At 60.8% G+C, this 13,249-nt stretch carries 14 protein-coding genes; 9 read left to right on the forward strand and 5 right to left on the reverse strand.

Annotated features, from left to right (window positions below; all coding sequences use genetic code 11):
• Positions 1-65 precede the first annotated feature (65 nt).
• The 7 genes from LG383_RS09920 (at position 66) to LG383_RS09950 (ending at position 6,580) form a co-directional block, all read left to right on the forward strand.
• Positions 66-218 carry a hypothetical protein gene (locus tag LG383_RS09920; RefSeq protein WP_225759013.1) on the forward strand — a complete coding sequence of 51 codons (153 nt, stop codon included), beginning with the start codon at positions 66-68 and terminating at the stop codon, positions 216-218.
• A gap of 146 nt (positions 219-364) precedes the next feature.
• Positions 365-1,174: an exodeoxyribonuclease III gene (gene xthA / locus LG383_RS09925; protein WP_225759014.1), complete on the forward strand. Its 810-nt coding sequence runs from the start codon at positions 365-367 to the stop codon at positions 1,172-1,174.
• Complete coding sequence (locus LG383_RS09930) at positions 1,175-1,828, forward strand: TVP38/TMEM64 family protein (RefSeq protein WP_225759015.1); 654 nt, start codon at positions 1,175-1,177, stop codon at positions 1,826-1,828. It begins immediately after the preceding gene.
• Positions 1,829-1,881: 53 nt separating this feature from the next.
• Entirely contained in the window at positions 1,882-3,045 is a 1,164-nt protein-coding gene (locus LG383_RS09935; protein WP_370635165.1) for an ABC transporter substrate-binding protein, read from the forward strand.
• Positions 3,018-4,553, forward strand: a complete 1,536-nt coding sequence (locus LG383_RS09940; protein ID WP_225759016.1) for an ABC transporter permease subunit — start codon at positions 3,018-3,020, stop codon at positions 4,551-4,553. Before LG383_RS09935 ends, LG383_RS09940 begins: the two co-directional genes overlap by 28 nt.
• On the forward strand, positions 4,553-5,185 hold the full coding sequence (locus LG383_RS09945; protein ID WP_225759017.1) for an ATP-binding cassette domain-containing protein: 633 nt from the start codon (positions 4,553-4,555) through the stop codon (positions 5,183-5,185). Before LG383_RS09940 ends, LG383_RS09945 begins: the two co-directional genes overlap by 1 nt.
• 87 nt (positions 5,186-5,272) lie before the next feature.
• Positions 5,273-6,580: a rhodanese-like domain-containing protein gene (locus tag LG383_RS09950; protein ID WP_225759018.1), complete on the forward strand. Its 1,308-nt coding sequence runs from the start codon at positions 5,273-5,275 to the stop codon at positions 6,578-6,580.
• On the opposite strand, the gene LG383_RS09955 is transcribed toward LG383_RS09950, so the two are convergent.
• Entirely contained in the window at positions 6,572-7,204 is a 633-nt protein-coding gene (locus tag LG383_RS09955; RefSeq protein ID WP_225759019.1) for a CDP-alcohol phosphatidyltransferase family protein, read from the reverse strand. The genes LG383_RS09950 and LG383_RS09955 overlap by 9 nt on opposite strands.
• Complete coding sequence (locus LG383_RS09960; RefSeq protein WP_370635148.1) at positions 7,197-7,769, reverse strand: carboxymuconolactone decarboxylase family protein; 573 nt, start codon at positions 7,767-7,769, stop codon at positions 7,197-7,199. The genes LG383_RS09955 and LG383_RS09960 overlap by 8 nt, the downstream gene beginning before the upstream one ends.
• Before the next feature lie 69 nt (positions 7,770-7,838).
• Between LG383_RS09960 and LG383_RS09965 the strand changes: the two genes are divergently transcribed.
• The gene (locus tag LG383_RS09965; protein WP_225759020.1) at positions 7,839-8,255 is read left to right on the forward strand and encodes a pyrimidine (deoxy)nucleoside triphosphate diphosphatase; all 417 of its coding nucleotides are present in this window, start codon (positions 7,839-7,841) and stop codon (positions 8,253-8,255) included.
• On the opposite strand, the gene LG383_RS09970 is transcribed toward LG383_RS09965, so the two are convergent.
• On the reverse strand, positions 8,215-8,493 hold the full coding sequence (locus LG383_RS09970) for a YnjH family protein (RefSeq protein ID WP_142489146.1): 279 nt from the start codon (positions 8,491-8,493) through the stop codon (positions 8,215-8,217). The genes LG383_RS09965 and LG383_RS09970 overlap by 41 nt on opposite strands.
• A gap of 236 nt (positions 8,494-8,729) precedes the next feature.
• Here LG383_RS09970 and gdhA point away from each other — a divergent pair, with 236 nt between their 5' ends.
• Entirely contained in the window at positions 8,730-10,073 is a 1,344-nt protein-coding gene (gene gdhA, locus LG383_RS09975) for an NADP-specific glutamate dehydrogenase (protein WP_106993597.1), read from the forward strand.
• Between the two features lie 125 nt (positions 10,074-10,198).
• Here gdhA and LG383_RS09980 read toward each other — a convergent pair whose 3' ends face one another.
• Together LG383_RS09980 and selD are read right to left on the reverse strand one after the other, a co-directional pair.
• Complete coding sequence (locus LG383_RS09980; RefSeq protein WP_106993596.1) at positions 10,199-12,103, reverse strand: DNA topoisomerase III; 1,905 nt, start codon at positions 12,101-12,103, stop codon at positions 10,199-10,201.
• Between the two features lie 4 nt (positions 12,104-12,107).
• Complete coding sequence (gene selD / locus LG383_RS09985) at positions 12,108-13,151, reverse strand: selenide, water dikinase SelD (protein ID WP_225759021.1); 1,044 nt, start codon at positions 13,149-13,151, stop codon at positions 12,108-12,110.
• Between the last annotated feature and the right edge of the window lie 98 nt (positions 13,152-13,249).

Here is a 13,249-nt window from a genome sequence, read left to right on the forward strand (position 1 = left end):
TCGTGCCAGCCAGCGATAAAAATGCATAAACGGGATGGGGTAACGTAATATCAACAGGTTACGACATGGTGTTATTCACTGTTATTGCATATAAAGTGAATATTTTTACAACAAGCGCGGCTTTGCCGGATGAAAAACAGCTGTTTTATGCAGAAGCCAAATATAATTCTGGAATTGTGATCGCTGGCGAAATTTGTGGTCCCTTTACGCGCCATTGAAGGGCGCCATGCGCCGGATCGGTGCAAATATTGCACTGTCGGCGCGATCTGTCGCAGTAATTGGTGGAACATACGCAGCGGCGGCAGTCAGCCTGGCGAAATTCTGCTACCATCCCTGCACTATTCACCTTGCACTGGCAGCGACTATGAAATTTGTCTCTTTTAATATCAACGGCCTGCGCGCCCGTCCTCATCAACTGCAAGCTATCGTCGACCAACATCAGCCTGACGTCATTGGCCTGCAGGAGACAAAAGTCCACGACGATATGTTCCCTCTCGAAGAGGTGGCAAAGCTGGGTTACAACGTCTTTTATCACGGCCAGAAAGGCCATTACGGTGTGGCCCTGCTGACCAAAGAGACGCCAGTCTCGGTGCGTCGCGGCTTCCCGGGCGATAATGAAGAGTCCCAGCGTCGTATCATCATGGCGGAAATTCCCTCTTCGCTGGGCAACATCACGGTGATCAACGGTTACTTCCCACAAGGCGAGAGCCGCGACCATCCGCTGAAATTCCCGGCCAAAGAGAAGTTCTATCAGGATCTGCAGTCGTACCTCGAAACCGAGCTGAAAAAAGAGAACCCGGTGCTGATCATGGGCGACATGAACATCAGCCATACCGATCTGGATATTGGCATCGGCGAGGAGAGCCGCAAACGCTGGCTGCGCACCGGGAAGTGCTCCTTCCTGCCGGAAGAGCGCGAGTGGATGGCCCGTCTGATGGACTGGGGTCTGGTGGATACTTTCCGCAGCGCCAACCCGGAGGCCCAGGATCGCTTCTCGTGGTTTGATTATCGCTCCAAAGGCTTCGATGATAACCGCGGCCTGCGCATCGACCTGCTGCTGGCAAGCCCAGTGCTGGCAGAGCGCTGCATCGAAACCGGGATCGACTACGAGATCCGCAGCATGGAAAAACCGTCCGACCACGCCCCGGTATGGGCGACCTTCGACGTAAAATAAGTGGCTGCGAATAGTCGCAAAATCCTGCTTCTGTGCGCCCTTGTGGGCGCATTTGTCGTTATTTATACCCAACTTCCCGCCGGCGTTTTAACGCTGGAAAATCTTCAGGCCCGGCATCAGGCACTGCTGCATTACTGCCAGCAGGCGCCACTGCAAAGCGCCGCTCTCTTTTTCACTCTCTACGTGCTGGTCACCACCCTGTCGCTGCCGGGCGCTGCGCTGCTGACCCTGCTCGGCGGGGCGCTTTTTGGTCTGTGGCCGGGGATTGTGCTGGTGTCGTTTGCCGCCACGCTGGGTGCGACGCTGGCGATGCTGGTCAGCCGCTATCTGCTGCGCGACTGGGTCCAGCGCCGCTTTGCCGGGCCGATGCGCACCGTCAATGACGGAGTCGCCCGCGACGGGGTGTTTTATCTGTTTGCCCTGCGCCTGATGCCGCTGTTTCCTTTCTTTGTGGTCAACCTGCTGGCCGGTTTAACCAGCATCAGGGTGGGCCGCTACTGGTGGGTCAGCCAGCTCGGGATGCTGCCCGGGGCGGTGGTGTATCTCAACGCTGGCCACCAGTTAGGGCAGATCGCCTCGCTGCGTGATATCCTCTCGCCGGGCGTGGTTTTCGCCTTTACCCTGCTGGGCCTGCTGCCGCTCGTCACCCGCTAGCTGTTCGCCCGCTTTTCCCGAACGTCTTCATAACAGGGGGCATTATGCGCCGTGTGCGTTTGTGCATGTTTCTGACTGGCCTGCTGATCGCAGGGCACGCGCTGGCTGATGACAGCTGGCAGAAAGTGAAAGAGGAGGCCCGGGGCCAGACCGTCTGGTTTAATGCCTGGGGCGGCGATGAGGCGGTGAACCGCTATCTGGACTGGGTGAGCGGCGAGATGAAAAGCCACTATGCCATTACCCTGAAGATTGTCCGTCTGGCGGATGCCGCCGATGCGGTGAAACGCATCCAGACCGAGGCCAGCGCCGGGCGCAACACCAACGGTTCCGTCGACCTGCTGTGGGTCAACGGCGAGAACTTCCGCACCCTGAAAACCGCAGGGCTGTTGCAGACCGGATGGGCGCAAACCCTGCCCAACTGGCGCTATGTCGACACCACCAAACCGGTAACGGAAGATTTTGCCATCCCGACCGAGGGGGCAGAGTCGCCATGGGGCAGCGCACAGCTCACCTTTATCGCCAGCCGCCAGACCTTGCCTGAACCGCTGGCAGATCCGCAGGCGCTGCTGGCCTGGGCCGCTCAACATCCCGGCACCGTCACCTACCCGCGCCCGCCCGACTTTACCGGCACCGCATTCCTGGAACAGCTCCTGCTGACGCAAACCACCCAGGCGGAGGCCCTCAAACAGCCGCCGGACAGCGCCACCTTTGCCGCAGTCACCGCCCCGCTGTGGGCGTATCTGGATAAACTGCATCCCCACCTGTGGCGCGAGGGCAAAGATTTCCCGCCGTCACCGGCGCGGATGGATGCCCTGCTGGCCAGCGGCAATTTAGGCCTGTCGATCACCTTTAACCCGGCCCACGCCCGACAAAAGGTGAACAGCAACGAGCTGCCCGCTGACAGCTACAGCTTTGGTTTTCAGCAGGGGATGATTGGCAACGTGCACTTTGTGGCGATCCCGGCCAACAGCTCTGCCAGCGCGGGTGCGAAAGTCGTCGCTAACTTTTTACTCTCGCCGCAGGCGCAGATCCGCAAGGCCGATCCGGCCCACTGGGGCGATCCGAGCGTGCTGGATCCACAGACTTTGCCTGCCGCTGAGGCCGCCGCACTGCGTCAGTTTATTCCGGCAGAACTCCCGGCGACGCTCGGGGAACCTCACGCCGCCTGGGTTAACGCGCTGGAGCAGGAATGGCTGCGTCGCTACGGCACCCATTAAGCGGCCTGGCCTGGCTGCTGATGGCGGTGGTGTATCTGCCGCTGCTCCCCGCCGTCGTCCTGCTGTTACCGCCTCTGTTCTCCCTGGAGAACTGGCGGGCGCTGGCGGCCGATCCTCAAATACCCCAGGCGCTGATCGCCACCCTGATTTCCACCCTGATTGCCGCCGCCGGGGCGCTGCTGCTGGCCCTGGCGGTGATGGCCGCGCTGTGGCCCGGCAGCCGCTGGCGACGGCTTTGCAATCACCTGCCCTGGCTGCTGGCGATCCCGCACGTGGCCTTTGCCGTCAGCGTGCTGCTGATTTTTGCCGAAGGCGGCGAGCTCTACCGCCTCTGTTCGATCTGCTCCCCGGCGCTGGATCGCTACGGGATCGGTCTGGGCCTGACCCTCGCCGTTAAGGAGAGCGCGTTTGTTCTCTGGGCGATTTACGCCTCGCTGCCGGAAAAAGATCTGGCGCAAAAAGTGACCGTGCTGCGATCCCTGGGCTATGGCCGCTGGCAGGCGCTGCGCTGGCTGATCCTCCCCGCCATTGCGCCCGCGCTGGGGGCGGTGATGCTGGCGACGATCGCCTGGACGCTGTCGGTGGTGGATGTGGCCCTGATCCTCGGGCCGGGTAATCCTCCCACCCTGGCGGTGCTGGCCTGGCAGTGGCTCTCGCAGGGCGATGCGCAGCAGCAGGCCAAAGGGATGCTGGTCTGTGTGATCCTGCTGGTCATCCTGGAGCTGATCGCCGTCGCGCTGTTTCTCGGCTGGCGACGCTGGCGGCGTACTATTCCGGACGTCTCCGGGGAGCGCCCGACGCCGCGCCCGCTGCGGGTGGGACGCGCCTGCGCCCTGCTGTTGCCGTTGGCGGGCATCGTCAGCGTGGCGGTTCTGGTGCTGGTGGCAGGCAACGCCAGCGTCTCCCGGGAGACGGCGGGTGTGAGCCTGGCGCTGGGGCTCGCCTCGGCGGCGCTTGCGCTGGGGATGATCCTGCTCTGGCTGGAGTGGGGCCCGCAGCGCGGAGCCTTCTGGGTCTGGCTGCCGCTGGCGCTTCCTGCCCTGCCGCTGGTGGCCGGGCAGTATCAGCTGGCGTTATTGTTGCAGCTCGACGGACAGTGGATTGCCGTCCTGTGGGGGCATCTGCTGTGGGTGCTGCCGTGGATGCTGCTGGTGATGCAGCCGGCCTGGCGCCGACTCGATCCGCGCCAGATCCTGATTGCCCGCACCCTCGGCTGGGGATCGTTTAAAATATTCTGGCTGATCAAATGCCCGCAGATGATCCGCCCGGCGCTCACCGCCTTTGCGGTCGGGTTTTCCGTCAGTATGGCGCAGTATCTACCTACCCTGTGGCTGGGCAGCGGCCGGTTCGCCACCCTGACCACCGACGCCGTGGCGCTCAGCAGCGGCGGCAGTAGCGCCGTGCTGGCCGCCCAGGCGCTGTGGCAGTTGCTGCTGCCGATGCTGGTTTTCGCCTCCTGCATCTTGCTCTCCCGGCTGGTTGGCCGCTTTCGACAGGGGTTACGTTAATGCTGATGGTCAAGGATGTTTCGCTCTCGCTGCGCCAGACGACACTGCTGCACAATGTCAACTTCACCGTGCCGCCCGGCGACATTCTCACCCTGATGGGCCCCTCCGGCAGCGGTAAATCGTCGCTGTTTGCCTGGATGGTGGGCGCCTTGCCTGGCGATTTTCGCGCCGCGGGGGAGCTGTGGATCAACGCCCGGCGCTGCGACCTCCTCCCCACCGAGCAGCGGGGAGTGGGCCTGCTGTTTCAGGATGCGTTGCTCTTCGATCACTTCAGCGTCGGGCAGAATCTGCTCCTGGCGCTCCCGGCCGCCATTAAAGGCGACCAGCGTAAACAAAAGGTGATTGCCGCCCTGGACGCCGCCGATCTGAGCGGTTTCTTTCCTCGCGATCCCGCCACGCTCTCCGGCGGCCAGCGCGCCCGGGTGAGCCTGCTCCGCGCCCTGCTGGCCCAGCCCCAGGCGCTGCTGCTTGATGAGCCCTTCAGCCGTCTGGATAAAAATCTGCGCGACCAGTTTCGCCGCTGGGTGTTCGCCGAAGTGCGCGCCCGGCAGATCCCGGTGGTGCAGGTGACCCACGATGAGGACGATATTCCTCCGAATGGGCAGGTGCTGCCGATGGCAGGCTGGCAATGAATCCCGTGACATCCTGCGCAAACGCAACGTTTTTTGCCGGGCAGGTTGCCACAATGTCGGCTCAATTTTTTACGATCGGGCATTTCGATGAAACGTGTTTCTCAATTGGCCGCGCTGACCGCCGCTTTAGGTCTCGCCTCTTTCTCCACCTTCGCTGCTAACATGGCACATTCCCTGACGCTGACGGAGCTTCAGCAGCAACAAGGTTCGATTATTGATACCCGCGCCAGCGCCTTTTACAACGGCTGGCCGCAGACCCTGAACGGCCCTTCCGGCCACGAGCCTGCCGCCCTTAATCTCTCCGCCAGCTGGCTCGGGGCGATGAACGCGTCCCAGTTGAAAGCCTGGGCGTCGCAGCATCAGCTGACGCCGACCACGCCGGTGGCCTTATACGGTAGCGACAGCGATAACCAGGCCGTCAAGGCACGGCTTGCTCAGGCGGGCTTCAGCCAGGTCACGCTGTTAAGCGATGCCCTGAAAACCCCGGATCGTCTCCAGCGCCTCGCCCACTTTGAGCAGCTGGTCTACCCGCAGTGGCTACACCAGCTCCAGCAGGGTAAGCCGGTGACTGCCGCTCCCGCCGGGGAGTGGAAAGTGATTGAAGCCGCCTGGGGCGCACCGAAATTTTATCTGCTGAGCCATATTCCCGGCGCGGGCTATATCGACACCAACGAAGTGGAAAGCGAGCCGCTGTGGAATAAGGTCTCTGATGCCGATCTGAAGGCGATGCTGGCGAAACATGGCATCCGCCATGACACCACGGTGATCCTCTATGGCCGCGACGTGTACGCCGCAGCGCGCGTGGCGCAGATCATGCTGTATGCCGGGGTGAAAGATGTTCGCCTGCTGGACGGGGGCTGGAAAGCCTGGGACGCGGCAAAACTGCCGGTCAAGCGCGGGACGCCGGATAAGGTCACGCCAGCCGCCGATTTTGGCGCGCCGATCCCCGGTCAGCCGCAGCTGATGCTGAATACTGACCAGGCCCGGGGCCTGCTGCATCGTAAAGATGCCTCGCTGGTGAGCATCCGCTCGTGGCCGGAGTTTACCGGCGTGACCAGCGGCTACAGCTACATCAAACCAAAAGGTGAAATCGCAGGCGCCCGCTGGGGCCATGCCGGAAGCGATTCGACCCACATGGAAGATTTTCATAATCCGGATGGCACCATGCGTACCGCAGACGACATCGCCGCCATGTGGAAGCAGTGGAACATTCTGCCGGATCAGCAGGTAGCGTTTTACTGCGGCACCGGCTGGCGGGCATCAGAGACCTTTATGTATGCCCGGGCGATGGGCTGGAAAAATGTCGGCGTTTACGACGGGGGCTGGTACGAATGGAGCAGCAACCCGCAGAACCCGGTTGCGACCGGTGAACGCGGGCCAGAGAGTTCACTCTGAACCTGGCTGACGCTGAACCTCTTTCAGCGTCAGATAGCCACTCCAGATGCGCGTTGCGGTGGTGAGCCAGCACAACGCGCCAAACACCCACGCCAGCCACGCAAAGTGCGCCGGGAACAGACAACAGAGCACAAACAGCAGAATGGTTTCGGTGCCTTCCGTCAGCCCTCCGATGTAATAAAACGATTTATGGGCATAACCCGGATTGTCGATGTCATGCTTCGCCGCCAGCGCGGCAAACGCCAGAAAGCTACTCCCGGTGCCGATAAAGGCGAACAGCAGCCAGGCGGCAGGCAGCGCATTCATTGCCGGATTGGCCAGCGCAAAGCCAAAGGGCACCAGGGCATAAAACAGAAAATCGAGGGCGATATCGAGAAAGCCCCCGGCATCGCTCAGCTCGCGCCGCCGCGCCAGCGCCCCATCGAGCCCGTCCAGCAGCCGGTTCAGCACAATCACCACCAGCGCCGCCAGATACCAGCCCAGGGCCAGAAACGGCAGGGCCAGCACCCCAATGGCAAAGCCGATCAGCGTAATGCCGTCCGGGGTGATCCCCGGTTTATCCAGCTTCATCACCAGCCGATTGAGCAGCGGTTTCAGGCGTGGGTGAAGATGACGGTCAAGCATCGGGTTTCTCTCCGGGCATGGCGCATAGCCCCTGGGAAGGGATCTCCAGCGCGGCATTGAAGCGCGCCGACAGGTTCTGAAAAGCGAGCAGCGCGGTCATCTCGGTGATCGCCTCCTCACTGAAGTGGCGGCGCAACGCCGTTTTGATGACATCGTCAACCGCAGGCGGCGTGGCAGTCACCGCCTCGGCATAGGCCAGCGCGGCGCGCTCTTCGTCGCTGAACAGCGCGCTGTCACGCCATGTCGCGACGGCCTGCACCTTCTCCAGCCCGCCGCTGCGTTCCGCCAGGCGTAGCGCATTGGCGTCGATGCAGAACGCGCAGTGGCACACCTGCGAGACGCGGGTCATCAGCAGCGAACGCAGCACCGGATTTAACGGGGATTTTTTACGCTCCAGAAAGCCGACAAACAGCGCCACCAGCCAGAACAACCGGGGCATTCTTCCCCACCAGCGCAGCGGATTGAGTACCGCGCCATAATGTTTTTTCTGCATCCTGGCGATTGGCGTTAAACTGGCGGGGATGGATTCGATGGGTTTAACCCAGACGGGTGGTAACTCTTTCACAGGAGGCTCCCTGGTCGCTGATAAGTACGCCGATCCTAACGCTTTCTCTCTCAACCATTATTGACGATCATGCTAAAAACACTCGATGTTGTCTGCGCTATTCTCGAACGGGATGGCAAAATTTTACTGGCGCAGCGTCCGGCGCACGCCGATCAGCCGGGAATGTGGGAATTTGCTGGCGGCAAAGTGGAGGCCGGAGAGACGCAGCCCGCGGCGTTGATCCGCGAGTTGCGTGAAGAGCTGGGCATTGAGGCCCGCCCCGGGCAGTATATCGCCAGCCACCAGCGTGAGGTGTCCCGGCGGCTGATCAATCTGCACGCCTGGCACGTCCCGGCGTTTACCGGCACGCCCGCAACGCACTACCACACCCAGCTGGTGTGGTGCACGCCGCGCGAGGCGCTACGCTACGATCTCGCCCCGGCGGATATCCCTCTGCTGGAAGCCTTTATTCTCTTACGCGACGCCAAACCAGCGGATTGGTGCTGATCGCCTGCGGGTCGCGTTGACACTGCAACAACACGCCCTCGGCTTTTACCACCGATCCTTCTGAATAGTTCTGATCCTGATAGATGCAGCACTGGTTGCACGGCGGCGGGCGCTGGCCGCTGGAGCTGAAGATCTCCGGCGGGATATTCACATCCACACCCCCGGTACTAAATCGCTGGTCGGCCTGACTGCCGGCCGCGAAAACCCCAAGCAAAACAGCCATCACAATACGCTTCATCGACGCCTCTTCCTGTTGTGTCCTGATATTCACTATAACGGTAAACCTGCCGACAAACTTTAATCCCACCGATCATCGTTTTTTGTTATGACCCGAGGCGTTTAATGAATTTAACTTGAGGGCGAAATTTAGCTTGCGTCACAAAGTGCATCGGGTGGTATAGTCGAAAAACACAACAACATGCATCTTTTTGTTACAAATAAAATAATCCCAATATATTAGAGGAACTTATAGTTATGGACCAGGCGTGCTCTCTTGAATCCTTTCTGAATCGTGTTCAACAGCGTGACCCGCATCAGAGCGAATTTGCTCAGGCCGTACGTGAAGTGATGACCACGCTGTGGCCATTCCTGGAACAAAACCCCCGCTATCGTCAGATGTCCCTGCTTGAACGCCTGGTTGAGCCCGAGCGCGTGATCCAGTTCCGCGTGGTGTGGGTGGATGACCGCAATCAGGTGCAGGTCAACCGCGCCTGGCGTGTTCAATTCAGCTCGGCGATTGGCCCGTTCAAAGGCGGGATGCGCTTCCACCCGTCGGTTAACCTGTCGATCCTGAAGTTCCTCGGCTTTGAGCAAACCTTTAAAAACGCCCTGACCACCCTGCCAATGGGCGGCGGCAAAGGCGGCAGCGATTTTGATCCGAAAGGTAAGAGTGAAGGCGAAGTGATGCGTTTCTGCCAGGCGCTGATGACCGAACTCTATCGCCACCTGGGCGCGGATACCGACGTACCGGCCGGGGATATCGGCGTGGGCGGTCGCGAAGTGGGCTTTATGGCCGGGATGATGAAAAAACTCTCCAACAACAGCGCCTGCGTCTTCACCGGGAAAGGTCTCTCCTTCGGCGGGAGTCTGATCCGCCCGGAAGCCACCGGTTACGGTCTGGTCTACTTCACGGAAGCGATGCTGAAGCGTCACGGGATGAGCTTTGACGGTATGCGCGTCGCGGTGTCCGGCTCCGGCAACGTGGCCCAGTACGCTATCGAGAAAGCAATGGAACTGGGTGCCCGGGTGATCACTGCCTCTGACTCCAGCGGCACCGTGGTGGATGAAGCGGGCTTCACCACCGAAAAACTGGCGCGCCTGTGCGAAATCAAAGCCAGCCGCGACGGTCGCGTGGCCGATTACGCCCGCGAGTTCGGTCTGACCTACCTGGAAGGCAAACAGCCGTGGGCTGTCCCGGTCGATATCGCCCTGCCGTGCGCCACCCAGAACGAACTGGACGTGGATGCCGCGCACCAGCTGATCGCCAACGGCGTGAAAGCGGTTGCGGAAGGGGCCAACATGCCAACCACCATCGAAGCTACCGACCTGTTCCTGCAGGCTGGCGTGCTGTTCGCACCGGGTAAAGCGGCGAACGCCGGCGGTGTGGCAACTTCAGGCCTGGAGATGGCGCAGAACGCCGCGCGTATGGGCTGGAAAGCTGAGAAAGTGGATGCGCGTCTGCATCACATCATGCTGGATATTCACCACGCCTGCGTCGAGTACGGCGGGGAAGAGAAGCAGACCAACTATGTCCGCGGGGCGAACATTGCCGGGTTTGTGAAGGTAGCGGATGCGATGCTGGGTCAGGGTGTGATCTGATTCTGTGTGGTGCGGGCTGATGCCCTCACCCCGGCCCTCTCCCACGGGGAGAGGGAGAAAACATTAAAAAAGGCAACGCAAGTTGCCTTTTTGCTTTTACCTCGTAGCCGCCACCCGGCAATTCCTCAGGCCGCACTCTTCTTCTTAAACTTTTTCTTCTTGTCGCCACCCGGCGCAACCATGCCGCGAAAATCCCTGACCGAGGTGTTCCGCGCCTGGTTAATCAGATCGAATAACGTGCCCACCAGCGGCTGCATAAAATCCTGATAACGACACTGCTTTTCGCTGATCTGGGTCAGGACCGACTCCCAGTGCGCGGTCATGTCCGGTCGTGCGGCCATCTCCGGCAGGGAGTGGATCAATGCCTTCCCGGCGTCCGTCGCGTGAATGTAGCGCCCTTTCTTATGCAGAAAACCGCGCTTAAACAGCAGCTCGATGATCCCGGCGCGGGTCGCTTCCGTTCCCAGTCCGTCAGTGGCGCGCAGGATCTTCTTCAGATCTTTATCCTGCACGAAGCGGGCGATACCGGTCATGGCCGAGAGGATGGTGGCATCGGTGAAGTGGCGCGGCGGCTGGGTCTGTCGCTCCACCACTTCGCCCTTCTCGCACAGCAACTCGTCATCTTTTTTCACCACCGGCAGCGGCGTACCGTCGTTCTCCTCATCACGCTCTTTATTGCCCAGCAGCGTGCGCCAGCCCGCTTCGGCGAGGAAACGCGCTTTGGCGATAAACTTGCCTTTGGCGATCTCCAGCTCAATGACGCACTTGCGGAACAGGGCATCCGGGCAGAACTGCATCAGATACTGGCGGGCGACGAGGTTATAGACCTTCGCTTCGTTCTCGGTCAGATTGACTTTGCTGCTACGCGCCGTCGGGATAATGGCGTGGTGGGCATCCACCTTTTTATCGTCCCAGCAGCGGTTGCGGGTGTCCGGATTGACCACCGGCTGCGGCATTAAATCGGGCGCGTGGGCGGCAATGGCGTTCAGCACCGCATGGCGTCCGGCGAAATGCTCTTCCGGCAGATAGCGGCTGTCGGAACGCGGATAGGTGATCAGCTTGTGCGTCTCATACAGCTTCTGACAGATATCAAGCACGTTTTGCGCGCTCAGGCCGTAGCGTTTTGCCGCCTCGATCTGCAACGCCGACAGGGAAAATGGCAGCGGTGCAGGTTCTGATTCTCGTTTATCGTTATAGCTGGTGACGACGGCGGGCTGGCCCTGAATACGGGTAACCACGTGGTCGGCCAGGGAACGATGCAACAAACGCCCCTCTTCATCCTGATACGGCTCGCAGGCCTCGCTCGGCTGCCAGATGGCGGTAAAACGCTCCTCCTTCGGGGTGACGATATGGGCTTTCACTTCGAAGAAGTCTTTGGCGACAAAGTTCTCGATCTCTTCATCGCGGCGCACCACCAGCCCCAGCACCGGAGTCTGCACGCGGCCCACCGAGAGCACCCCCTGATAACCCGCGTTACGCCCGAGAATGGTGTAGGCGCGGGTCATGTTGATGCCGTAAAGCCAGTCTGCGCGGGCGCGGGCCAGGGCCGAGACGCACAGCGGGACAAACTCGCTGTTGGATCGCAGACGCGAGATGGCGCGCTCTACCGCCTGTGGGTTGAGATCGTTGATCAGACAGCGCTGCACCAGCTTGCGCTTTTCTGGCGCAAGGCTCAGGTAGTCCAGCACCTCGTCCACCAGCAACTGGCCTTCGCGGTCCGGGTCACCAGCGTGGATCACTTCCGCGGCGTCTTTCAGCAGACGCTTAATGACGTTGAGCTGTTTGGTCACCGACGGGCGCGGCTGTAGCTGCCACTTTTCCGGCACGATGGGGAGATCGTTGAGATTCCAGCGCGCGTAGCGGCTGTCGTAGGCGTCCGGCTGGGCCTGCTCCAGCAGGTGACCGATACACCAGGTGACCACCTGCCCGTTCCCGCACTCGATATAGCCATCGCCTTTGCGGTGCGGTTTAGGCAGCACATCGGCGATAGCGCGCGCCAGGCTCGGTTTTTCGGCAATAAATAACCGCATTGAGTTAACGGATCTCAATCATCGGACGACCGCCACGGGCCCGCACCAGCTCGCCAATGGCGGTCAGGGTGATCCCGAACTCAGCGGCAGTCGCCTGGACGTCGGCTTCCGCCTCCGGGGTCACCGCCAGCAGCAGGCCGCCGGAGGTCTGGGGATCGCACAGCAGATCGCGCCACTCGGCAGGCATCTCGCCCATCAGATGACCGTAGCTGGCAAAGTTACGCTGCGTACCACCCGGGACAGCGCCCTGAGCAATATAGGCTTCAACGCCCGGCAGCTTCGGCACGTCCTGGTACCAGACCTGAGCCTGCACGCCCGCCCCCTGGCACACTTCGCTCAGGTGACCCAGCAGACCAAAGCCGGTGACGTCGGTCATCGCCTTCACGCCGTCGATGTTGGCGAAGGCGGCCCCGGCGAGGTTCATCTGGCACATCACCTCTGTCGCCAGCCCTTTGTGTTCCGGCAGCAGCAGGGATTTTTTCTCGGCGGTCGTGAGCACGCCAATGCCCAGCGGCTTGGTGAGGAACAGCTTGCAGCCCGCTTCAGCGGTGCTGTTGCGTTTGACGCGTTCGGTTGGCACCACGCCGGTGACTGCCAGGCCAAAGATGGGCTCCGGCGCATCGATGGAGTGACCGCCCGCCAGCGCAATCCCCGCCTGCTGACAGGCAAAGCGTCCGCCCTCGATCACCTCGCGGGCGATCTCCGGGGCCAGGGTATTGATCGGCCAGCCGAGGATCGCAATCGCCATGATCGGCTTGCCGCCCATGGCAAAAATATCGCTGATGGCGTTGGTGGCGGCAATGCGCCCGAAGTCGTACGGATTGTCGACGATCGGCATAAAGAAATCGGTGGTGCTGATAATGCTGGTCCCGTTACCTAAATCGTAGACGGCGGCATCGTCGCGGGTTTCGTTACCCACAAGCAGGTTCGGATCGACAAACTTCGCCTGCTCGCTATGCAGAATGGTTTCCAGCACTTTGGGGGAAATTTTACAACCGCAACCGGCTCCATGGCTGTATTGCGTTAAACGAATGGCTTGCTCGCTCATGACAATCTCCTTTCATTACAATTGCACTATGTTAGCGCTCATTCCATTAAGTGATAAGTATGACTGTCTGAATTCTGCTGCAGTTGTTCAGGATCCAG

It is taken from the genome of Leclercia sp. Marseille-Q4284, from assembly GCF_916618945.1.
Taxonomy (GTDB): Bacteria; Pseudomonadota; Gammaproteobacteria; order Enterobacterales; family Enterobacteriaceae; genus Enterobacter; species Enterobacter tamurae.